This is a genomic window from Streptomyces macrolidinus (assembly GCF_023887685.1).
Taxonomy (GTDB): domain Bacteria; phylum Actinomycetota; class Actinomycetes; order Streptomycetales; family Streptomycetaceae; genus Streptomyces; species Streptomyces macrolidinus.
In genome coordinates this window covers 1-21,119 of the sequence record NZ_JAMWMR010000039.1, presented here as the reverse complement: position 1 = coordinate 21,119, position 21,119 = coordinate 1, and the positions used below count along the sequence as shown (strand labels likewise).

The 21,119-nt window shown below is 71.3% G+C and carries 19 protein-coding genes; 12 read left to right on the top strand and 7 right to left on the bottom strand.

Features of this window, described 5'->3' with window-relative positions; translation table 11 throughout:
* Positions 1-26: 26 nt before the first annotated feature.
* From NGF19_RS28005 to tyrS, 3 genes are all read left to right on the top strand, one after another.
* On the top strand, positions 27-1,550 hold the full coding sequence (locus tag NGF19_RS28005) for a TldD/PmbA family protein (RefSeq protein WP_252428365.1): 1,524 nt from the start codon (positions 27-29) through the stop codon (positions 1,548-1,550).
* 82 nt (positions 1,551-1,632) lie between these two features.
* Complete coding sequence (locus tag NGF19_RS28000) at positions 1,633-3,027, top strand: TldD/PmbA family protein (protein ID WP_252428364.1); 1,395 nt, start codon at positions 1,633-1,635, stop codon at positions 3,025-3,027.
* A 58-nt stretch (positions 3,028-3,085) separates the two neighbouring features.
* Positions 3,086-4,354: a tyrosine--tRNA ligase gene (tyrS, locus tag NGF19_RS27995; protein WP_252428396.1), complete on the top strand. Its 1,269-nt coding sequence runs from the start codon at positions 3,086-3,088 to the stop codon at positions 4,352-4,354.
* Between the two features lie 74 nt (positions 4,355-4,428).
* Here the strand turns inward: tyrS and NGF19_RS27990 are convergent, their stop codons facing one another.
* Positions 4,429-4,716 carry a GlsB/YeaQ/YmgE family stress response membrane protein gene (locus NGF19_RS27990; RefSeq protein ID WP_252428363.1) on the bottom strand — a complete coding sequence of 96 codons (288 nt, stop codon included), beginning with the start codon at positions 4,714-4,716 and terminating at the stop codon, positions 4,429-4,431.
* 279 nt (positions 4,717-4,995) lie between these two features.
* Between NGF19_RS27990 and NGF19_RS27985 the strand changes: the two genes are divergently transcribed.
* Both NGF19_RS27985 and NGF19_RS27980 read left to right on the top strand, forming a co-directional pair.
* Entirely contained in the window at positions 4,996-5,463 is a 468-nt protein-coding gene (locus tag NGF19_RS27985; protein ID WP_252428362.1) for a DUF3099 domain-containing protein, read from the top strand.
* A gap of 246 nt (positions 5,464-5,709) precedes the next feature.
* The gene (locus NGF19_RS27980; protein WP_372505965.1) at positions 5,710-5,928 is read left to right on the top strand and encodes a hypothetical protein; all 219 of its coding nucleotides are present in this window, start codon (positions 5,710-5,712) and stop codon (positions 5,926-5,928) included.
* A gap of 57 nt (positions 5,929-5,985) precedes the next feature.
* Here the strand turns inward: NGF19_RS27980 and moaA are convergent, their stop codons facing one another.
* From moaA to NGF19_RS27965, 3 genes are all read right to left on the bottom strand, one after another.
* On the bottom strand, positions 5,986-6,975 hold the full coding sequence (gene moaA, locus NGF19_RS27975) for a GTP 3',8-cyclase MoaA (protein WP_252428360.1): 990 nt from the start codon (positions 6,973-6,975) through the stop codon (positions 5,986-5,988).
* A gap of 378 nt (positions 6,976-7,353) precedes the next feature.
* Positions 7,354-8,973, bottom strand: coding sequence for a monocarboxylic acid transporter (locus tag NGF19_RS27970; protein WP_252428359.1), 1,620 nt, complete (start codon positions 8,971-8,973; stop codon positions 7,354-7,356).
* On the bottom strand, positions 8,970-9,326 hold the full coding sequence (locus tag NGF19_RS27965) for a DUF485 domain-containing protein (protein WP_252428358.1): 357 nt from the start codon (positions 9,324-9,326) through the stop codon (positions 8,970-8,972). The genes NGF19_RS27970 and NGF19_RS27965 overlap by 4 nt, the downstream gene beginning before the upstream one ends.
* 382 nt (positions 9,327-9,708) lie before the next feature.
* Here NGF19_RS27965 and NGF19_RS27960 point away from each other — a divergent pair, with 382 nt between their 5' ends.
* The 3 genes from NGF19_RS27960 to NGF19_RS27950 all read left to right on the top strand — a co-directional run bounded on the left by NGF19_RS27960 (position 9,709) and on the right by NGF19_RS27950 (position 13,997).
* The gene (locus tag NGF19_RS27960; protein ID WP_252428357.1) at positions 9,709-11,211 is read left to right on the top strand and encodes a S8 family serine peptidase; all 1,503 of its coding nucleotides are present in this window, start codon (positions 9,709-9,711) and stop codon (positions 11,209-11,211) included.
* 72 nt (positions 11,212-11,283) lie between these two features.
* Positions 11,284-12,813: a S8 family peptidase gene (locus NGF19_RS27955; protein ID WP_252428356.1), complete on the top strand. Its 1,530-nt coding sequence runs from the start codon at positions 11,284-11,286 to the stop codon at positions 12,811-12,813.
* A gap of 146 nt (positions 12,814-12,959) precedes the next feature.
* Complete coding sequence (locus tag NGF19_RS27950) at positions 12,960-13,997, top strand: CopD family protein (protein ID WP_252428355.1); 1,038 nt, start codon at positions 12,960-12,962, stop codon at positions 13,995-13,997.
* 13 nt (positions 13,998-14,010) lie between these two features.
* Here the strand turns inward: NGF19_RS27950 and NGF19_RS27945 are convergent, their stop codons facing one another.
* The 3 genes from NGF19_RS27945 to NGF19_RS27935 all read right to left on the bottom strand — a co-directional run bounded on the left by NGF19_RS27945 (position 14,011) and on the right by NGF19_RS27935 (position 16,449).
* Positions 14,011-14,730 carry a lysoplasmalogenase gene (locus tag NGF19_RS27945; RefSeq protein WP_252428354.1) on the bottom strand — a complete coding sequence of 240 codons (720 nt, stop codon included), beginning with the start codon at positions 14,728-14,730 and terminating at the stop codon, positions 14,011-14,013.
* Complete coding sequence (locus NGF19_RS27940; RefSeq protein WP_252428353.1) at positions 14,727-15,614, bottom strand: sterol desaturase family protein; 888 nt, start codon at positions 15,612-15,614, stop codon at positions 14,727-14,729. Before NGF19_RS27940 ends, NGF19_RS27945 begins: the two co-directional genes overlap by 4 nt.
* A gap of 124 nt (positions 15,615-15,738) precedes the next feature.
* Positions 15,739-16,449: a VIT1/CCC1 transporter family protein gene (locus NGF19_RS27935; RefSeq protein WP_252428352.1), complete on the bottom strand. Its 711-nt coding sequence runs from the start codon at positions 16,447-16,449 to the stop codon at positions 15,739-15,741.
* A 170-nt stretch (positions 16,450-16,619) separates the two neighbouring features.
* On the opposite strand from NGF19_RS27935, the gene NGF19_RS27930 reads away from it, so the two are divergent.
* The 4 genes from NGF19_RS27930 to NGF19_RS27915 all read left to right on the top strand — a co-directional run bounded on the left by NGF19_RS27930 (position 16,620) and on the right by NGF19_RS27915 (position 21,105).
* Positions 16,620-17,597, top strand: a complete 978-nt coding sequence (locus NGF19_RS27930; protein ID WP_252428351.1) for a DEDDh family exonuclease — start codon at positions 16,620-16,622, stop codon at positions 17,595-17,597.
* A gap of 80 nt (positions 17,598-17,677) precedes the next feature.
* A complete protein-coding gene (locus NGF19_RS27925) occupies positions 17,678-18,475 on the top strand; it encodes an SURF1 family cytochrome oxidase biogenesis protein (RefSeq protein ID WP_252428350.1) in 798 nt (265 codons plus the stop codon).
* A gap of 75 nt (positions 18,476-18,550) precedes the next feature.
* Positions 18,551-20,344, top strand: coding sequence for a glycoside hydrolase family 15 protein (locus NGF19_RS27920; RefSeq protein ID WP_252428349.1), 1,794 nt, complete (start codon positions 18,551-18,553; stop codon positions 20,342-20,344).
* 5 nt (positions 20,345-20,349) lie between these two features.
* Positions 20,350-21,105 (top strand): SDR family oxidoreductase, encoded by a 756-nt coding sequence (locus tag NGF19_RS27915; RefSeq protein ID WP_252428348.1) that lies wholly within the window; start codon positions 20,350-20,352, stop codon positions 21,103-21,105.
* The last annotated feature ends 14 nt before the right edge of the window (positions 21,106-21,119 follow it).

Below are 21,119 nucleotides of genomic sequence, written 5' to 3'. Positions count from 1 at the left end.
CAGTGAACCCCGAAGGGACCCCACCCGTGCCCCACGAAGTCGATCAGTCGTTCCTGGCACTCCCCCTACGCCCCCTCGCCGACGCCGCGTTGGCACGCGCGCGGTCGCTCGGGGCCCAGCACGCGGACTTCCGGTTCGAGCGGGTGCGCAGTGCCTCCTTGCGGCTGCGTGACGGCAAGCCCTCCGGGTCGTCGGACACCACCGACCTGGGGTACGCCGTACGGGTCGTGCACGGCGGGACCTGGGGGTTCGCCTCGGGTGTCGATCTGACGCCGGACGCCGCCGCCAAGGTCGCCTCGCAGGCCGTGGCGATGGCGCGGCTGTCCGCACAGGTGATCAAGGCGGCGGGGTCCGACGAGGTCGTGGAGCTGGCCGACGAGCCGGTGCACGCCGAGAAGACCTGGGTGTCCTCGTACGACATCGACCCCTTCACCGTGCCCGACGAGGAGAAGACGGGGCTGCTGGCGGACTGGAGCGCCCGGCTGCTCGCGGCGGACGGCGTCAGTCATGTGGACGCCTCGCTGCTGACCGTTCACGAGAACAAGTTCTACGCCGACACCGCAGGCACCGTGACCACCCAGCAGCGGGTGCGGCTGCATCCGCAGCTCACCGCGGTCTCGGTCGACGCCTCGACGGGCGAGTTCGACTCGATGCGCACCCTCGCGCCGCCGGTCGGCCGCGGCTGGGAGTATCTGACCGGCACCGGCTGGGACTGGGACTCCGAACTGGCGCAGATCCCGGAGCTGCTCGCCGAGAAGATGCGCGCGCCGAGCGTCGAGGCGGGGACGTACGACCTGGTCGTCGACCCGTCCAACCTGTGGCTGACCATCCACGAGTCCATCGGGCACGCCACCGAGCTGGACCGGGCGCTCGGCTACGAGGCCGCGTACGCGGGGACGTCCTTCGCCACCTTCGACCAGCTCGGCAAGCTCAAGTACGGCTCCGAGCTGATGAACGTCACCGGTGACCGCACCGCCGAGCACGGCCTCGCGACCATCGGGTACGACGACGAGGGGGTCGCGGGCCAGTCCTGGGACCTCGTCCGGGACGGGACCCTGGTCGGCTATCAACTGGACCGGCGCATCGCGAAGTTGACCGGCTCCGAACGGTCCAACGGCTGCGCGTACGCCGACTCGCCCGCGCATGTGCCCGTACAGCGCATGGCCAACGTGTCGCTGCGCCCCGACCCGGCCGGTCCGTCCACCGAGGACCTGATCGGGGGCGTGGACCGCGGGATCTACGTCGTCGGCGACCGGTCCTGGTCGATCGACATGCAGAGGTACAACTTCCAGTTCACCGGGCAGCGGTTCTTCAGGATCGAGAACGGGCGGCTCACCGGGCAGTTGCGCGATGTCGCCTACCAGGCGACGACCACCGACTTCTGGGGCTCCATGGCGGCCGTCGGCGGCCCGCAGACGTACGTCCTCGGCGGCGCCTTCAACTGCGGCAAGGCCCAGCCGGGCCAGATCGCGGCCGTCTCCCACGGCTGCCCGTCGGCCCTCTTCAAGGGCGTCAACATCCTCAACACCACGCAGGAGGCCGGTCGATGAGCATCAGCCGTGGAATCGGCCGGGGGTCCGGGGGTTGTCCCCCGGAAAGGCACAGTCTCAACACCACGCAGGAGGCCGGTCGATGAGCGCGCGTACGAACAAGCCGCACGAGATCGTCGAGCGTGCTCTCGAGCTGTCCCGCGCGGACGGATGCGTCGTCATCGCCGACGAGCGCTCCAGCGCCAACCTGCGCTGGGCGGGCAACGCGCTGACCACGAACGGGGTCACGCGCGGGCGCACGCTCACCGTGATCGCGACCGTCGACGGCAAGGAGGGCACGGCGTCCGGTGTCGTCTCCCGCTCGGCCGTCACCGCCGACGAGCTGGAGCCGCTCGTACGGGCCGCGGAGGCCGCCGCGCGCGGCGCGGGGCCCGCCGAGGACGCGCAGCCGCTGGTGACCGGTGTGGCGGAGTCACCGGACTTCACGGACGCGCCCGCCGAGACCTCCTCCGCCGTCTTCACGGAGTTCGCCCCGGCGCTCGGGGAGTCGTTCGCACGCGCGCGTGCGGGCGGCCGGGAGCTGTACGGCTTCGCCTACCACGAGCTGGTCACGACCTATGTCGGCACATCGACAGGGCTGCGTCTGCGCCACGACCAGCCCAGCGGCACGCTGGACGTCAACGCCAAGTCGCCGGACCGTACGCGCTCCGCGTGGGCGGGCCGCTCCACCCGGGACTTCAAGGACGTCGACCCGGCGGCGCTGGACACGGAGCTGGCCCAGCGGCTGGAGTGGGCGCGGCGCAGGATCGAGCTGCCCGCGGGCCGGTACGAGACGCTGCTGCCGCCGTCCGCGGTCGCGGACCTGTTGATCTACCAGATGTGGTCGTCGGCGGCCCGGGACGCGGCCGAGGGCCGTACGGTCTTCAGCAGGCCCGGCGGCGGCACCCGTATCGGCGAGCGGCTCTGCGGGCTGCCGCTGACCCTGCGCAGCGACCCGCACGCGCCCGGCCTGGAGACGGCGCCCTTCGTCATCGCGCACTCCTCCGGCGACGCCGCGTCGGTGTTCGACAACGGGCTGCCCGTGGCGGCCACCGACTGGATCGGCGGCGGCGAGCTGAAGCATCTGTCGAGCACCCGGCACACCGCGGCCCTGACCGGCCTCCCGGTCGCACCCCCGGTCGACAACCTGATCCTGGAGGGCGGCTCCGACCGATCCCTGGAGGAGATGGTCGCGTCCACCGAGCGCGGGCTGCTGCTGACCTGCCTGTGGTACATCCGCGAGGTGGACCCGGCGACCCTGCTGATGACCGGCCTGACCCGGGACGGGGTCTACCTGGTCGAGAACGGCGAGGTCACCGGCGAGGTCAACAACTTCCGCTTCAACGAGTCGCCCGTCGACGTGCTGCGCCGGGCCGTCGAGGCGGGCCGTACGGAGAAGACGCTGCCCCGGGAGTGGAGCGACTATTTCACGCGCGCCGCGATGCCCGCGCTGCGGGTGCCGGATTTCAACATGAGTTCTGTCAGCCAGGGCGTATAACCTCGTAGGCGGCTGTCACCCGACTGCCTGCAAGATCGCCTGAGGAGACATGAGAACAGTGACGGACATCGTCGACGAGCTGAAGTGGCGCGGGCTGTTCGCCCTGTCCACTGATGAGGAGGCCCTGCGCAAGGCGCTCGCGGACGGTCCCGTCACGTTCTATTGCGGCTTCGACCCGACCGCGCCGTCCCTGCACGTGGGGCATCTGGTGCAGGTGCTCACCGTGCGCCGGCTCCAGCAGGCCGGGCACCGGCCGCTGGCGCTGGTGGGCGGCGCGACGGGGCTGATCGGTGACCCGCGCCCGACGGCGGAGCGCACGCTGAACGACCCGCAGACCGTGTCCGGCTGGGTCGACAGGCTGCGCGGCCAGATCGCGCCGTTCCTCTCCTTCGAGGGCGAGAACGCGGCGGTCATGGTCAACAACCTCGACTGGACCGAGGGCCTGTCCGCGATCGAGTTCCTGCGGGACATCGGCAAGCACTTCCGGGTCAACAAGATGCTGACCAAGGACTCGGTCTCCCGACGCCTTGAGTCCTCCGAGGGCATCAGCTACACGGAGTTCAGCTACCAGCTCCTGCAGGGCATGGACTTCCTCCAGCTCTACCGCCGCTACGGCTGCACGCTCCAGCAGGGCGGCAGCGACCAGTGGGGCAACCTCACGGCGGGCCTGGACCTGATCCACAAGCTGGAGCCGGACGCGACGGTGCACGCGCTGGCGACGCCGCTGATGACGAAGGCGGACGGCACCAAGTTCGGCAAGACCGAGGGCGGCGCCGTCTGGCTCGACGCGGAGATGACGACGCCGTACGCGTTCTACCAGTTCTGGCTGAACGTGGACGACCGGGACATCTCGCGGTACTCGCGCATCCTGTCCTTCAAGTCCCGCGAGGAGCTGGAGGAGTTGGAGCGGCAGACCGAGGAGCGTCCGCAGGCCCGTGCCGCGCAGCGCGCGCTGGCCGAGGAGCTGACCACGCTGGTGCACGGCGCCGACCAGACGGCCGCCGTGATCGCCGCGTCGAAGGCTCTCTTCGGTCAGGGCGACCTCGCCGCGCTGGACGAGAAGACGCTGGCGGCGGCCCTCTCCGAGGTGCCGCACATCCAGGTCTCCGCGCCCGCCCCGGTGGTCGACCTGTTCGCCGAGGTGGGCCTGGTGGCCAGCAAGTCGGCCGCGCGGCGCACGGTGAAGGAGGGCGGCGCCTACGTGAACAACGTCAAGGTGTCCGCCGAGGACGCCGTCCCGGCCGCCGAGGATCTGCTGCACGGGCGCTGGCTGGTGCTGCGCCGCGGCAAGAAGAACCTGGCCGCGGTGGAGGTCATGGGCGCCTGAGGCGTTCCGCGCGTATCGCGCGGGAGGGGGCGGGCTCACGACGAGCCCGCCCCCTTCGTATGCCGTCACCCTCCCTACGCTCTCTCCCGTCGTCCGCGGCGCCTGCCCCCCATCGCCAGGTACACCGATTCGCCGATGAAGACCAGGAGGACCGCGAAGGCGATCTGCAGGCCGTGGCGGCCCCAGTCGATGCCGCGGGTTTCGGCGATGCCCATGGCACGGGCGACCGCGTTGCCGATGATGCCGCCGAGCATGCCCATGAGAGTGGTCAGCCAGATCGGGCTGTGCTGCTTGCCCGGAAGGATCAGCTTGGCGAGGATGCCGAGCACGAATCCGACGATGAGCGCCCACAACCAGCCCATGGCTGCCTCCTCGTACGGCCTACGGCTCCACGTGGCCGCTCACGTGGTACGGCTCCGCGCGGGCCGTACACCCAGTTTCGGCGCGGTGACCCTACGGCGCATGTCGGATGCGGCCCTCCGTGCGGGTGCGCAGACCGCTCGCTCGGGCAGAAGGCGCCCCGGTCTCGATGGGGGCTGGGGCGCGGCGTAACGTTGTCGGTGTGTGAGCCCGGTTCCCCGCTGGGCCACGGACCGGTTACGGGCCGGGGAGTGTCCGAAGCAGGCGGGCGGTGGAATGTGATGCGGAAGCTGAACCACGGTGGTGGCGCTCCGGTGTTCCGGATCACCGGGGCCCGTCAGGGTCTCGCGGCGGATGTACGAGGTCGGCAGCGCCGCTACGTCATCTCGATGGGCGTGCGCACGGTCGCGGTGATCCTCGCGGCCACCCTGTGGAACGTCGAGCGACCCGTGGCGATCGTCGCGCTGGTCCTCGGGACCTTCCTCCCCTATATCGCCGTCGTCATCGCCAACGCCGGGCGCGAGAACGCGCCGAACCTTCCGTCCACGTTCGTCACCACCCCCGTACACCCCATGATCGCGCCGATGCGCGAGGGGGAGGGCTCCGGTACGCATCCCGATGCGCGATCCGGCGCACGTTCCGGTGCGAGCGAGGACCGGGGCAGAGCCGGGGACACGGAATCCGCCCCGGAGGACGCCCCGGCCGAGGCGGCGCCGGGACCGCGGAGCGAGCCGCGCGAGCGGACCTGACCGCGGGGGAATCGGCGGCCTCGACGCCGGGACGGCCGGGTGCCTGCCTGCCGGGTGGAAGCCCGCTGGTCGGACGGGTCGAGGAAATATGCCATTCCGGTGCCGGGGCGCGGGTGACCCGTGCCATACTTCCTACGCGCTCCGCATCCCCCGTCGGGGCGACAGACCGACGCCGGGCAGCTCCCCCCGTGGCTGCTCGGCGTCGCCTTGTGTCCACGGCAAGGCGATAGGGTCGGGGGCGTGACCGTGCCTGATCATGATGCGCCGATCTGCTCCGCCAAGGGCTGCCGTGCCGCCGCGGTGTGGGTGCTCGCGTGGAACAACCCGAAGATCCACACTCCCGAGCGCCGCAAGACCTGGCTCGCCTGCGAGGAGCACCGCGAGCATCTGTCGAAGTTCCTGGGCGTACGCGGCTTCCTGAAGGACGTCGTCGCACTGGCGGACTGGGAGTCCCCCGAAGGCTGAGCCGCCGGTAGCCGATCCCGAAGGCCGAGGCCCCGGAAGCCGGGTCGCCCGAAGCTGTCAGCCGCCGATCGACGACATCGGTCGCTCCGGCTGGAGGAACGCCGGGTCGTCCAGGCCCGAGCCCGCCTTCTTGCCCCACATCGCGCGCCGCCAGACCGCGGCGATCTCCTCGTCGGAGGCGCCGGAGCGCAGGGCCCCGCGCAGATCGGTCTCCTCGGTGGCGAACAGACACGTACGGATCTGTCCGTCGGCCGTGAGCCGCGTACGGTCACAGGCCGCGCAGAACGGGCGCGTGACCGAGCCGATCACGCCGACGCGATGCGGGCCGCCGTCCACGATCCAGCGCTCGGCCGGAGCAGCGCCGCGCGTATCGGCGCCTTCGGGGGTCAGCGCGAAGCGCGTGCGCAGGGAGGCCAGGATGTCCTCCGCGGTGATCATGCCCTCGCGCTTCCAGCCGTGCTGGGCGTCCAGCGGCATCTGCTCGATGAAGCGCAGCTCATAGCCGTGCTCGACCGCCCACGCGAGCAGGTCCGGGGCCTCGTCGTCGTTCAGGCCCGGCATCAGGACGGAGTTGACCTTGACGGGGGCCAGGCCCGCCTCGCGAGCGGCTTCGAGGCCCTCGATGACGTCCTTGTGGCGGTCCCGGCGGGTGAGGGTCTTGAAGACGTCCGGGCGGAGCGTGTCCAGGGAGACGTTCACCCGGTCCAGGCCCGCCGCCTTCAGGGCCGCGGCCGTACGCGCGAGGCCGATGCCGTTGGTGGTGAGGGACATCCGGGGGCGTGGCCGCAGGGCGGCGACGCGCTCGACGATGTCGACGAGGCCGCGGCGGAGCAAGGGCTCTCCGCCCGTGAAGCGCACCTCCGTGACCCCGAGGGAGCCGACCGCCGTACCGATCAGACGCACGATCTCGTCGTCCGTCAGCAGATCGGGCTTGGCGAGCCAGCTCAGCCCTTCCTCGGGCATGCAGTACGTACACCGCAGATTGCAGCGGTCGGTCAGCGAAACCCTCAGGTCGGTGGCCACCCGGCCGTAGGTGTCGATAAGCACCCGGCCCCCTCCCACGTCGCCTCGTCGTCGTCGCGGATCACTCGGTCCTGTCCGCGTCCCTAGTGCCGCGTCAGGCAACGTTCGCCCCGTCGCGACGCCCGGCACGCTCCCCCAAGCTCTGCGAGCAGGGGGGACCCCCACTCGCTGCACCGGACGAAAGCCCATGTACGTCCAGTACGAGGGCTTCCGCCCGGCACTCCCCCAAGCTCTTCGAGCAGGGGGGACCCCCAGAGAGCACGCACCGGACGCCGCTCCCAACGGGCGAACGTTGCCTGACGCGGCACTAGCGAGACTACGTGACCCCGCCGACATCGACAGCCTCGGCCGCGTCGCGGGGTCCCGCGACGCGGCCGTCGGTGCGTGCTCGGTGCCGGACCGTCAGTGGGCTCCGGCGCCGGTGAGGGACCGTACCTCCAGCTCCGCGTACTTGCGGGCGTCCGGCTCCTCCTTGGACAGCAGCGTGCCGAGCCAGCCGAGCAGGAAGCCGACCGGGATCGAGATGAGGCCCGGGTTCTCCAGCGGGAACCAGTGGAAGTCGACGTCCGGGAACATCGACGTCGGCTTGCCGGAGACCACCGGGGAGAACAGCACCAGGCCGACTGCGGTGACCAGGCCGCCGTAGATCGACCACAGCGCGCCCGTGGTGGTGAACCGCTTCCAGAACAGGCTGTAGAGGATCGTCGGCAGGTTGGCGGACGCGGCGACCGCGAAGGCGAGGGCGACCAGACCGGCGACGTTCAGGTCACGGGCGAGGGCGCCGAGGACGATGGACACGGCGCCGATGCCGACCGTGGCCCAGCGGGCCGCGCGCATCTCCTGCTTCTCGTCGGCCTGGCCCTTCTTGATGACGTTCGCGTAGATGTCGTGCGCGAACGAGGAGGACGAGGCCAGGGTGAGTCCGGCGACGACCGCGAGGATCGTGGCGAAGGCGACCGCCGAGATGCTGGCCAGCAGGATCGCGCCCCAGGTCGAGTCGATGCCGCCCAGGTGCAGGGCAAGCAGCGGGGCTGCCGTGTTGCCCGCCTTGTTGGAGGCGATGATCTCGTCCGGCTTGATGAGCGCGGCGGCGCCGAAGCCGAGCGCGAGGGTCATCAGATAGAAGGCGCCGATCAGGCCGATCGCCCAGTTCACGGACTTCCGGGCGGCCTTGGCGGTGGGCACCGTGTAGAAGCGGATCAGGATGTGCGGCAGGCCCGCGGTGCCGAGGACGAGGGCGATACCGAGCGAGAGGAAGTCCAGCTTGGTCGTGCCGGTGGCGCCGTACTTCAGTCCGGGCTCCAGGAAGGCCGCGCCCTTGCCGCTGTTGTCGGCGGCCTTGCCGAGCAGGTCGGAGATGTTGAAGTCGAACTTCAGCAGGACCAGGAAGGTCAGCAGCAGGGCGCCGATGACCAGCAGGACCGCCTTGACCATCTGCACCCAGGTGGTGCCCTTCATCCCGCCGATGGTGACGTAGACGATCATCAGGACGCCGACGAGGGCGACGATGCCGATCTTGCCGCCGTCACTGGTGATGCCGAGCAGCAGCGAGACCAGGACGCCCGCGCCCGCCATCTGGGCGAGCAGATAGAAGATCGACACGACGATGGTGGACGTGCCCGCCGCGGTGCGGACCGGGCGCTGGCGCATGCGGTACGCCAGAACGTCGCCCATGGTGTAGCGGCCGGAGTTGCGCAGCGGCTCGGCGACCAGGAGCAGCGCGACCAGCCAGGCGACCAGGAAGCCGATGGAGTACAGGAAGCCGTCGTATCCGAACAGCGCGATCGCGCCCGCGATGCCGAGGAAGGACGCGGCGGACATGTAGTCGCCGGAGACGGCGAGGCCGTTCTGGAAGGCGGTGAACTGACGGCCGCCCGCGTAGAAGTCGGCGGCACTCCTGGTCTGGCGGCCCGCCCAGATGGTGATGACGAGCGTCGCCAGGACGAACACCGCGAACAGGGTGATGATCAGTGTCCGATGCTCGCTCGCCTCACCGGCGGCCAGGATCACTGCGGGGCTCATGCGCCACTCTCCATACGGGACTTGATGGCCTCGGCCTTGGGGTCGAGCTGGGCGGCGGCGTGCCGCGAGTACCACCAGGCGATCAGGAACGTGCTGAGGAACTGGGCGAGGCCGAGCACCAGGGCGACGTTGATGCTGCCGAAGAGCTTGGTGCCCATGAATTCGCCCGCGTAGTTCGACAGCAGGACGTAGACGAGGTACCAGACGATGAACGCCACGGTCAGGGGGAAGGCGAACGAGCGGTGGGAGCGGCGCAGTTCACGGAACTCCGCGCTCTCCTGGACCGCGACGAACTCGTCGGCGGCCGGCAGGCCGTGTTCGGCCCGGGAGGGCGGTGGTGCGTCGGTGGCCACGGTTGTCTCCTCGCGTTGCGGGTGCGGTGACGACGGCGGTCGGTGGCGTGGGGCGGTGCGCCGCCGGGACGGATCGGGTACGGGCATGCGGAAGTTGACCCCTGTGTGATGTGGATCACATGCCGGGGTGCGACGGTAGCGCTTCCCCGCGCGATTCGACAGGGGCGTCAACCCAACCGGTGCTTCCTGCCCAAGGTCACGGCCCCGCGCGCGAACCGGTTCAACTCCCCCGGCTTCTTTCGCAGATCCTCAGCAGATCCTCGTCTCAAGCCATTGCTGACCAGTTCGAATGCCGGATAGCTTCGCCCTGCACACCGTCATGTACCTGCCGGACACGCCCGTGTTCCGGCCAGTTCACGTACCCGGATGATGTGGAGACCCCATGGCCCGTCCGCTTTCGAGACGCCGACTCGCCCTCGCCGTGCCCGTCGCCCTGTCCCTCACCGCGTCCCTGGGCTTCCTGCCGGGCGCGGCGTCGGCGGCACCGCGCACCACGACGGCACAGACCGCCTCGGGCCCGGAACTGACCTACGTGGTCAACAGCAAGACGGACCGTCACGCGCTCACGGCGGTGCGGGGGGCGATCTCCGCGGCCGACGGCAGCGTCGTGGCGGCGTACGACAAGATCGGTGTGTTCGTCGCCCGCTCCGCGAACCCGGACTTCGCCAAGACCCTCCGGGCGGTCCGTGGGGTGGACTCCGCGGGCGCGACCCGCACCGCGCCGCTGACGGCCGCGGGCACGACGGACGAGGGCTCCGCGCGGTATCTGACGAAGGCGGAGGCGGCGAAGGTCACCGCCGGGAGCACGGCGTCGGGCCAGGAGCCGCTGGAGGCCGACCAGTGGGATCTGCGCGCGATAGGCGCCGACAAGGCCGCGCGGATCAACCCGGGCAGCCGTGATGTCACGGTCGCCGTCATCGACACGGGCGTCGACGACACCCACCCCGATCTCGCCCCGAACTTCTCCCCCGCGCAGTCCGCGAGCTGTGTGGACGGCAAGGCCGACACCTCCTTCGGCGCCTGGCGGCCCGCGAACTCCGGTCACTACCACGGCACGCACGTCGCGGGTGAGATCGCGGCGGCCCGCAACGGCGTCGGCGTCGCCGGTGTCGCCCCGAACGTCAAGGTCTCCGCCATCAGGGTGGCCGACCCGGCCTCCCAGCTCCTCTACTCCGAGAGCGTGGTCTGCGCGTTCGTGTTCGCCGCCGATCACGGCGTCGAGATCACCAACAACAGCTACTACGTGGACCCGTGGCGCTACAACTGCATGGACGACCCGGACCAGCGGGCCATCGTCGACGCGGTCGGCCGCGCCCAGGCGTACGCCCAACGCAAGGGCACGCTGAGCGTCGCCTCGGCGGGGAACTCGAACGACGACCTCGCCTCCCACGCGATCCTCGACCCCTCCAGCCCCAATGACACGACCCCGGCGGACCGCACGGTGGACCCGCACCAGTGCCTCGACATCCCGACCCAACTGCCGGGAGTCGTCACGGTCAGCGCCGTCGGCGTCACCAACGCCAAGTCGTACTACTCCAGTTACGGCAAGAACGTCGTGGACGTCGCGGGGCCGGGCGGCGACAAGTACCAGATCCCGGACACCCCGTCCAAGGACGGCCGCATCCTCTCCACGATGCCGAACAACGCGTACGCCTACCTCCAGGGCACGTCGATGGCGGCGCCGCACGTCTCGGGCGTGGCCGCCCTGCTGAAGTCCGCCCACCCGAAGGCGACTCCGGCCCAGCTCCTGTCACTGCTGAAGACCCAGGCGGACAACCCGGGTTGCCCGACCGAGCCCTACGACGGCGCGACCTGCGAGGGCGGCAAGCGCGTGAACGGCTTCTACGGCTTCGGCGTCGTGAACGCCCTGCGCGCGGTCAAGTAGCCGTCCTCCTCCCGCCCCTTGAGCTTCCTTGCGACTCGTACCGCCTGTACCGCACATGAGTTGGAGACCCGCATGACAGCGCCACGCACACGTTCCCGTCGTCTCGTCGCCCTTCCGCTGGGGATGGCCATGGCGACCGCCTTCGCCTTCCTTCCGGGCGCCACCGCTTCGGCGGTGGAGTCGGCTCCACAGGCCCCGAAGGCCTCGGCGACCGACGGGGCCGAGCTGAGCTACATCGTCAACACCGCCACGGGGAAGGGCCCGTCCGCGTCGGTGAAGAAGGCCATCGCCGCCGCGGGCGGCACGATCACGGTCGCGTACGACCAGATCGGCGTGGTCGTCGTCCACTCCTCGAACCCCGACTTCGCCCGCACCATCCGCAAGGTCCCGGGCGTGCAGTCGGCCGGTGCCACCCGCACCGCGCCCCTCTCCCCGCAGTCGACCACCGAGGTCGGCACGCCCAAGGTGCTCACCGCCGAGGAGGTCGCGAACGTCCAAGCGGCCGACGGACAGGACCCGTTGGAGCCCTTGCAGTGGGACCTGCCCGCCATCGGGGCGGACAAGGCGCACGAGAAGACGCTCGGCAGCCGTGATGTCACGGTCGCCGTCATCGACACGGGCGTCGACGACACCCACCCCGACCTCGCCCCGAACTTCGACCGCGCGGCGTCCGTCAACTGCGTGTCGGGCAAGCCGGACACCACCGACGGGGCCTGGCGGCCGAGCGCGGAGGAGAGCCCCCACGGCACGCATGTCGCGGGCGAGATCGCGGCGGCCAAGAACGGCAGCGGCATGACCGGTGTCGCGCCCGGCGTGAAGGTCGCCGGCATCAAGGTGTCCACCCCGGCGGGCTACTTCTACACCGAGGCCGTGGTCTGCGGCTTCGTGTGGGCGGCCGAGCACCACGTGGACATCACCAACAACAGCTATTACACCGACCCGTGGAACTTCAACTGCCTCGACGACGTGGACCAGCGGGCGCTCGTCGACGCCATCTCGCGGGCCACGCAGTACGCGGAGCGCAAGGGCACGGTCAACGTCGCGGCGGCGGGCAACGAGAACTACGACCTGGACTCCCACGCCATCACCGACCCCGTCTCCCCCAACGACGGCACGCCCGGTGACCGGGTGATCGACCCGCACAAGTGCTTCGACATACCGACCCAGTTGCCCGGTGTGGTGACCGTGTCCTCGACCGGCGCGAAGGGCATCAAGTCGTCGTTCTCCAACTACGGTCACGGCGTCATCGACGTCGCCGCACCCGGCGGCGACTCCACCGCCTACCAGCCCCCGGCGGCGCCCGCCACCAGCGGTCTGATCCTCGGCACCCTGCCCGGTGGCAAGTGGGGCTACATGGCGGGCACGTCGATGGCGACCCCGCACGTCGCGGGCGTGGCCGCGCTCATCAAGTCGACGCACCCGCACGCCACCCCCGGCCGGGTGAAGGCCCTGCTGGCCTCCGAGGCCGACGCCACCCCGTGCACGACCCCGTACGACATCGACTCCGACGGCACGATCGACGCCGTGTGCAAGGGGTCGAAGAACAACAACGGGTTCTACGGGAACGGGATCGTGAACGCGCTGAAGGCCGTCACGGAGTAGGGGCCTTCCACGTGTGAGGGGCCGGGCGCTCGACTCTGTTGCCATTGACCAACAGAGTCGCTCGCCCGGCCCCTTCGGCCGTGCCGGCCCTGCCTGGCCGACCGGCCGGGGTTGCCCGGTCCGTCACGAGTCATGAGGATCCAGGAATGGGCTCCCCACGATCGACCGCGGATTCCGACGACCGTGACGCACAGGCGCCTTCCGGGACCGGCGCCGCATCCCGGCCCGCCGCGTCCAGAGCCGTCCTGGTACTCGTCCTCGTCACGGCCGGTGCCCTCATACCCCTGCTCGGCCCGTCGGCCGCGCTGCGTGGCACGGGTGAGGCCGCCGCGCCCGGAGTGGGCGGCACCGGGCTCCTGCGCACCGTGCTGTTCGCGGCGCTCTGCATACCCGCGGGCGAACTCCTCGTCACCCGACTGGCCCGCCAGGTGCCGGGCGCGCCCCCGGCTGAACTGCCGCGCACCTGGGCGCCCTACGCGGCCTGCGCGGGCTTCGTCGCCGCGCTGGGGCTCGCCTCGGTGGTGGCCACCGGCAACCTCGTCCCGCACACGCTCGGCGAGATCGACCTCGGCGGGCTGTACCGGAGCCGGGACGGCGTCCTCGCGCTCCTGGAGGTCGACGCCTTCCTCGCGGCCGGGCTGTGCGCCCTCTCGCGCCGAACGTCCTTCTGTCTGTGGCCACCGGCCGCGGTGATCGTCGCCGAGGCGCTGCGGGCCCACCCCACCACGGAGCACGGTCCGCTGCTGGGCTCCTGTCTGACGCTCGTCCACCTCACCTGCGCGTCCCTGTGGGTCGGCGGGCTGCTCTACGCCCTGCGGACGCTGCGGCACTGGCGTACCGTCCCGGCCGCGGGCGCCGCCCTGCTCGGGCTCTACGCGCGCGTGGCGGCCGTTCTGCTCGCCGCGCTCACCGCGACGGGTCTGGTGAGTTCGCTGCGCCGGATGCCGCGCGAGACGATCCTCGACCAGCTCACCGAGACCGCGTACGGCCGTGCCCTGCTCGCCAAGGTGCTCCTCGTGGCCGTCGTCGCCGTACTGGCCCTGCTCGCGCGCCTGCGGCTGCGCCGCGCGGCCGACCCGCTCGGCGCCTGCGCTCCCGCGCGTGCGGAGCTGGTGGCGCTGAGCCTGGTCGTCGCGGTGTCGGGGCTGCTGACGGCGCTGCCGCTGCCGATCCGCTGGTCGTGAGCGGCCCCCGCGCTCAGGAGGTGACGGTGGACGCCTCGCGAGGCTCCGTCGCCGCCGCCCGTGTCCGTAGCGCGTCGAGCAGGCCCAGGGTCAGCAGGAACTGCGCCAGATCGTAGGTGAGCATGATCCACAGATCGGGCCTCGGGAGCTGCGGCCAGTCGGCGATACCGGTCGCGATCAGCGTGTCGGACAGCAGGAACAGCGCGCCGCCGACGCCCGCGACGGGCCCGAGCCGGGTGGAGCCGCACGCCATCGCGGTGAGCAGCAGGCTGTAGCCCGCGACGGGGATGCGCAGGTCGGCCGGGAGGCCGGGCCACAGGAGGAAGACCAGGGCGACGAGGACGACGCCGTAGACCCCGGCGGTCCAGGCCGCACGCGCGCGGGGAGCGCGCTGCTGCCGGAAGAGCAGGAGGTAGCAGACGTGTCCGGCCGCGAAGGAGGCCATCCCGGCGAGGAAGGCGGGGTCGGCGTCGAGCAGCAGCAGGACGTCGCCGCCGCAGCCGAAGAGCAGCGCCGCCACCTGGAGCCGGGGCCCGCCGCGCACGATGACGTGCAGGGCGAGCAGCGGCATCAGCAGGGGCTTGGCCAGGGTGTGGCCGAGCGACAGGTCGGCGGCGAGGCAGCCGAGGTCGGCGACGACGGCGCACCAGAAGAGGACGAGGAACACCCGCGCGAGGCGTTCGGACCGCTGCGGCGCACGTCCTTCGACGAGCCGCTCTGCACCGAGTGTCATGTGGCGGGCCCTTCGACGACGGCGGACGGGGACGCGGACGCGGACGCCGCACGGGTCCTGGGCTGCCAGCCGGGCCCGCGGAAGACACGGCCGAGGCGCTCGCCCCAGGTGGCCGCGGCCTTCACGTCCCGGGCGATGGCCGCGTACTCGTGCGTGGCCACCTTCAGCAGGTTGTAGGTCTGGATGTTCTTGGTCAGCCCGTACACGGGCCGCTCGGTCTCCGGGACGAAGCTCTTGAACAGCCGGTCCCAGACGATGAGGATGCCGCCGAAGTTACGGTCCAGATAGCCGCCTTGAGAGGCGTGGTGCACCCGGTGGTGCGACGGCGTGTTGAAGACGAACTCGAACCACCGGGGCATCCGGTCGATGCGCTCGGTGTGGATCCAGAACTGGTAGACGAGGTTCACGGACGACGTGAACGCCACCACGGCCGGGTGCACACCGACGGCGACCATGGGCACGTAGAAGGGCCAGCCGGTGACCGACGTCCAGGGCTGGCGCAGCGCGGTGGTGAGGTTGAACTTCCGGCTGGAGTGGTGGACGACATGGCAGGCCCACAGGATCCGGATGACATGGTGGCCGCGGTGGGACCAGTAGTAGAAGAAGTCCTGCGCGAGCAGCATGAGCGGCACGGTCCACCACAGGACGGGCACCCGCAGCGGGGTGAGCGCGTAGACGGCCGTGTAGATCGCGACGATGGGGAACTTCCACAGGAAGTCGAAGAAGAGGCTCCCGAGCCCCATACCGACGCTGGTCGCCGCGTCCTTCGTCTCGTACCCGGCGTCGTCCTCGTCCGGGTGGAGCCGGACGCTGACGATCTCGATGACCGTGAGCAGTAAGAACGCTGGTATCGACCAGACGACGACGTCGGGAAGGTTCGGCATGGGTGAACCGTAGAGCCACCGCTCGCCGGGGGATAGACGTTGTTACGCACAAGTATTACCGGCGGTACGGGTGCCTCTCTTGGCGATGTCCTCCAAACGAAGGGGACGGCTCCGCCGACTGGGATCAGGTCGCGGTCGCGCCCAGGAGGGCTCCCGCCGCATAGGTGATGCCCATGGCCAGCGCCCCGCCCAGCATGTTCCGCGTCAGGGCGCGCCCCGGTCGCGCGGCGCCCAGGCGCGCGCTGGCCCAGCCGGTGAGGGAGAGCGCGGCCAGGACGGAGCCGACCGTCACCGGGAGCCGCAGGCCGTCGGGCGGCAGCACGATCGCCAGGAGCGGCAGCAGCGCGCCCACCGTGAACGCCAGGAAGCTCGCCCACGCCGCGTGCCAGGGGTTCGCCAACTCGTCCGGGTTGATGCCGAGTTCCACGCTCGCGTGAGCGCGCAGCGCGTCCCGTTCGGTCAGTTGCAGCGCCGCCTCCCGGGCCACCTCCCGCGACAGGCCGCGCGCCTGGAGGAGCCCCGTCAACTCCTCCAATTCCTCCTGTGGTTGCTCCCTCAGCTCCCGCTTCTCCACGGCCAGCGCGGCCCGCTCGGAGTCCCGCTGGGTCGACACCGACACGTACTCGCCCACCGCCATCGACATGGACCCGGCCAACAGCCCGGCCAGGCCCGCCGTCAGCAGCGCCCCGCGGTCGCTCGTCGCGCCCGCGACGCCGACCACGAGGCCCGCGGTGGAGACGATGCCGTCGTTCGCGCCGAGGACCGCGGCCCGCAGCCAGTTCAGCCGCGTGCCGAGCGCGCCGCCATGGGTTTCGTCATGCATGGGTTGCGTCACATGGGGAGGATGACACTCCGCTTCTGTCGCCGCCACACCGACCCGGCCCTTCGCCCCGCCTCCGCCCCACGTGGAGCGCCTCCCCACCCCTTCTGACGACCCGTCAGTTCCGGCCTCGGCCGTACGCCCGCGGGCGGAGCTGTCGGTGGCGGCCCGTATCCTCGGTGACCATGCTCGAAGACCGTACGACCGCAGCACCCCCGGCTCCCTGGCCGGCCGCGTATCCCGAGGGGTACGCGGTCGTCGACGTGGAGACCACCGGTCTGAGCCGGGACGACCGGATCATCTCGGCCGCCGTCTACCGGCTGGACGGGCGCGGCGAGGTCGAGGACCACTGGTACACGCTGGTCAACCCGCAACGCGACCCCGGCCCGGTGTGGATCCACGGCCTGACGAGCACGATGCTGCAGGGGGCGCCGCTCTTCCAGGACGTCGCCGAGGAGTTCGCCGCCCGGCTCGACGGCCGGGTGCTCGTCGCGCACAACGCCGTCTTCGACTGGTCGATGATCGCGCGGGAGTACGCGCGCGCGGAGCGCGAGGCGCCGGTCCGTCAGCGGCTGTGCACGATCGCGCTCTCCAAGGAACTGGGCCTGCCGCTGCCCAACCACAAGCTGGAGACGCTGGCCGCGCACTTCGGCGTGGTCCAGCAGCGGGCGCACCACGCGCTGGACGACGCGCGCGTGCTGGCGGAGGCGTTCCGGCCGAGCCTGCACGCCGCCGCGCGGGGTGGCGTACGGCTGCCGCTGCTGGAGTGCCGCCCGCTGACCGAGTGGATCTCCTCCCCGACGATCGGACGGCAGTCCTCCGGGTCCTACGGCGCCGCGAGCTGGCGCCCGTCCCGCAAGCGCCCCGCCTGTCCGTACCCCAACCCGGGGCGGTACGAAGAGGGCAAGCCTCTCAAACAGGGCATGCGGGTGGCGTTCTCCGGGGACACGTCGACGGAGCGCGAGCTCCTGGAGGACCGTGCCGTCGAGGCGGGGCTGCACGTGGCGACGAGCCTGTCCCGGCTCACCAGCCTGCTGGTCACCAACGACCCCGACTCGGGCACGTCGAAGACGGTCAAGGCACGGCAGTACGGCACGCCGGTGATCGACGAGGCGGCCTTCGGGCAACTGCTCAGGGATGTGGCACCGGCCTCGGGCGAGTGACGACCGGAAGGCCGGGCCGTCGTCGCACCCTACGGGGACCCACCCGTGGAAGGCCGCCGCATGCGAGGTACGGTCAGTGGGTGTACCGCTTCCTGTTGACCCGGCAGTGGGTGATTCTCACCCTCGTGATGCTGGCGCTCATCCCGACGATGATCGAGCTGGGTTTCTGGCAGTTGCACCGCCACGAGCACCGGGTCGCGCTGAACAAGGTGATCGGTGAGTCGCTGACCGCGAAGCCGGTGCCCGCGGAGACGCTCACCTCGCCCGGCGGCACCGTCAAGAACGACGACCTGTACCGGCGGGTGTCCGCGAAGGGCCGCTTCGACACGGCCCACGAGGTCGTGGTGCGCCGCCGTACGAACAACGACGGCGATGTCGGCTACCACGTCCTGACCCCGTTCGTCCTGGACGACGGGAAGGTGCTCCTGGTCAACCGGGGCTGGATCGAGGCCGACCTCGCGCAGACCGCCTTCCCGAAGGTCCCGGCGCCTGCGAGCGGCGAGATCACGGTCACCGGACGGCTCATGCCGGACCAGACGACCGCCGAGAGCGGCATCAAGGACGTCAAGGGACTGCCGGACCGCCAGATCATGCTGATCAACAGCGAGCAGCAGGCCAAGAGCCTGGGCAAGCAGGTCCTCGCGGGCTATGTCGAGCTGGTCTCCCCCGCCCCCACGAACAACTCGCCGCAACTGATCGCGGCCCCGGAACACAGTGACATCGGCCCCCACATGGCGTACGCGATCCAGTGGTGGCTGTTCTCCGCGGGTGTCCCGATCGGCTGGGTGGTCCTGGCCCGCCGCGAGGCCCGCGACCAGGCACGGGCCGCGGCGAGCGCCGAGCAGAGCAGCCCGGAGACGGAACCGGCACCGGCGTAGCGGATCTCCCGCGGATCGTCCCCCGCCCGGCCGTACCCCGGATTGTCCCGTGAGTCCGCCGGGAAACCGGAACCCGTGCAGCGATCCCAGCGGACCATCGAGGACTACGCCCTCATCGGCGACCAGCAGACCGCCGCCCTGGTCAGCCGGACCGGCTCGGTCGACTGGCTCTGCCTTCCCCGCTTCGACTCGGCGGCCTGCTTCGCCGCGCTGCTCGGCAGCGAGGACCACGGGCACTGGCACATCGCCCCGCGGCACAGCGGCCCCTGCACCCGCCGCGCCTACCGCGCCGACACCCTCGTCCTCGACTCGGAGTGGGACACCCCGGACGGCTCGGTCCGCCTCACCGACTTCATGCCGCAACGTGACCACGCCCCCGACCTCGTCCGCATCGTCGAAGGCCTGCGCGGCAAGGTGACCGTACGCGGCACGCTGCGGCTGCGCTTCGACTACGGCTCGATCGTGCCGTGGATGCGCCGGGCCGACGGCCATCGCGTGGCCGTCGCGGGACCCGACTCGGTGTGGCTGCGCAGCCATCCCCCGGTGCACACCTGGGGCAAGGACTTCGCCACGCACTCCGAGTTCACGGTCGAGGAGGGGGAGAAGGTCGCCTTCGTCCTCACCTGGCATCCCTCGCACAAGCCGCGCCCCACCCTCGTCGACCCCTTCGAGGCACTGGAGTCCAGCGTCGCGACCTGGCGCGACTGGGCGGCCGAGTGCCGCTACCGCGGGCCCCACCGGGACGCGGTGGTCCGCTCCCTGATCACCCTCAAGGCCCTCACCTACGCGCCGACCGGCGGCATCGTCGCCGCCCCCACCACCTCCCTGCCCGAAGTGATGGGCGGCGTCCGCAACTGGGACTACCGCTACAGCTGGCTGCGCGACTCCACGCTCACCCTGGAGGCCCTGCTGACCGCCGGCTACCACGAGGAGGCCGAGGCCTGGCGCGACTGGCTGCTGCGCGCGGTCGCGGGCGACCCGGCCGATCTGCAGGTCATGTACGGCCTGTCGGGCGAGAGGCGGCTGCCCGAGTACGAACTGCCCTGGCTGCCCGGCTTCCAGGGCTCCGCGCCGGTCCGGGTCGGCAACGGCGCGGTGCGGCAGTTGCAGTTGGACGTGTACGGCGAGGTCGTCGACTCGCTGACGGTGGCGCGGCGCGCAGGCCTGCCGATCCGCCCGCACATGTGGCGGGTGCAGTGCGCGCTGATGGAGTTCCTGCGCACGGTCTGGCGGGAGCCGGACGAGGGCCTGTGGGAAGTGCGCGGCGGGCGCCGCCACTTCGTGCACTCCAAGGTGATGGCCTGGGTCGCCGCCGACCGCGCCGTCCTCGCCCTCGAGGAGAACCCCGAGCTCGAAGGCGATCTCGAAGGCTGGCGGGAGATGCGCGACGCGGTGCACCGGGAGGTGTGCGAGCGCGGCTACGACCCCGGACAGAACACGTTCACGCAGTCCTACGGCTCGCGCGCGCTCGACGCCTCGCTGCTGCTGATCCCCCAGGTCGGCTTCCTGCCGCCGGACGACCCACGGGTGATCGGCACCGTCGAGGCGGTCCGCGCCCGGCTCGCCCCGGACGGCTTCATGCGCCGCTACGACACCGAGAGCAATGACGTGGACCCGCTGCCCGGCAGGGAGGGCACCTTCCTGGTCTGCTCGTTCTGGCTCGCGGACGCCCTGCGCCTCATCGGCCGCGGCGACGAGGCCCGCGAGCTGTTCGAACGGCTGGTGGGCGTCAGCAACGACGTCGGGCTGCTCGCCGAGGAGTACGACCCGGCCACCTGCCGCCAGCTCGGCAACTTCCCGCAGGCCTTCAGCCATCTCGGCCTGGTGGGGACCGCCCTCGCCCTGTTCGAGGAGGACCAGGCAGGATAGGGCGCATGGATCTTGGGCTGAAGGACCGTGTCTACCTCGTCACCGGCGCCACCCGCGGACTGGGCAACGCCACCGCGCGCGCACTCGTGGCCGACGGAGCGAAGGTGGTCGTCACGGGCCGCGACGAGAAGCGGGCCGCCGAGGCCGCGGCCGAACTGGGTGCGCACGCGGTCGGCGTGGCGGTCGACAACGCCGACCCCGGCGCGCCCGCCCGGCTGATCGCCACCGCGCGCGAGCGCTTCGGAGGCTTCGACGGCATCCTGATCAGCGTCGGCGGCCCGCCGCCCGGCCATGTCGCCGACAGCACGGACGAGCAGTGGACGAGCGCGTTCGAGTCGGTGTTCCTCGGCGCGGTGCGACTGGCCCGCGCCGCCGCCGAGGAGCTGACCGAGGGCGGTGTCATCGGGTTCGTGCTGTCCGGCTCCGTGTACGAACCGATCACGGGGCTGACCATCTCCAACGGCCTGCGCCCCGGGCTCGCGGGCTTCGCCAAGTCCCTCGCGAACGAGCTGGGCCCGCGCGGCATCCGTGTGGTCGGGCTGCTCCCGGGCCGTATCGACACGGACCGGGTCCGCGAACTGGACGCGCTCTCCGCCGACCCCGAGGCCACCCGCGCGGGCCACGAGGCGCGGATCCCGCTGCGCCGCTACGGCAGCCCGGAGGAGTTCGGCCGCAGCGCCGCGTTCCTGCTCTCGCCCGCGGCGTCGTTCCTGACGGGCGTCATGCTGCCGGTGGACGGCGGCGCCCGGCACGGCTTCTGAGAGACGCCGTGCCC

Coding starts and splice junctions, on each gene's coding strand:
- NGF19_RS28000 (WP_252428364.1), top strand. CDS start 1,633: ATGAGCGCGCGTACGAACAAGCCGCACGAGATCGTCGAGCGTGCTCTC.
- NGF19_RS27990 (WP_252428363.1), bottom strand. CDS start 4,716: ATGGGCTGGTTGTGGGCGCTCATCGTCGGATTCGTGCTCGGCATCCTC.
- NGF19_RS27985 (WP_252428362.1), top strand. CDS start 4,996: ATGCGGAAGCTGAACCACGGTGGTGGCGCTCCGGTGTTCCGGATCACC.
- NGF19_RS27970 (WP_252428359.1), bottom strand. CDS start 8,973: ATGAGCCCCGCAGTGATCCTGGCCGCCGGTGAGGCGAGCGAGCATCGG.
- NGF19_RS27960 (WP_252428357.1), top strand. CDS start 9,709: ATGGCCCGTCCGCTTTCGAGACGCCGACTCGCCCTCGCCGTGCCCGTC.
- NGF19_RS27955 (WP_252428356.1), top strand. CDS start 11,284: ATGACAGCGCCACGCACACGTTCCCGTCGTCTCGTCGCCCTTCCGCTG.
- NGF19_RS27950 (WP_252428355.1), top strand. CDS start 12,960: ATGGGCTCCCCACGATCGACCGCGGATTCCGACGACCGTGACGCACAG.
- NGF19_RS27945 (WP_252428354.1), bottom strand. CDS start 14,730: ATGACACTCGGTGCAGAGCGGCTCGTCGAAGGACGTGCGCCGCAGCGG.
- NGF19_RS27940 (WP_252428353.1), bottom strand. CDS start 15,614: ATGCCGAACCTTCCCGACGTCGTCGTCTGGTCGATACCAGCGTTCTTA.
- NGF19_RS27930 (WP_252428351.1), top strand. CDS start 16,620: ATGCTCGAAGACCGTACGACCGCAGCACCCCCGGCTCCCTGGCCGGCC.
- NGF19_RS27915 (WP_252428348.1), top strand. CDS start 20,350: ATGGATCTTGGGCTGAAGGACCGTGTCTACCTCGTCACCGGCGCCACC.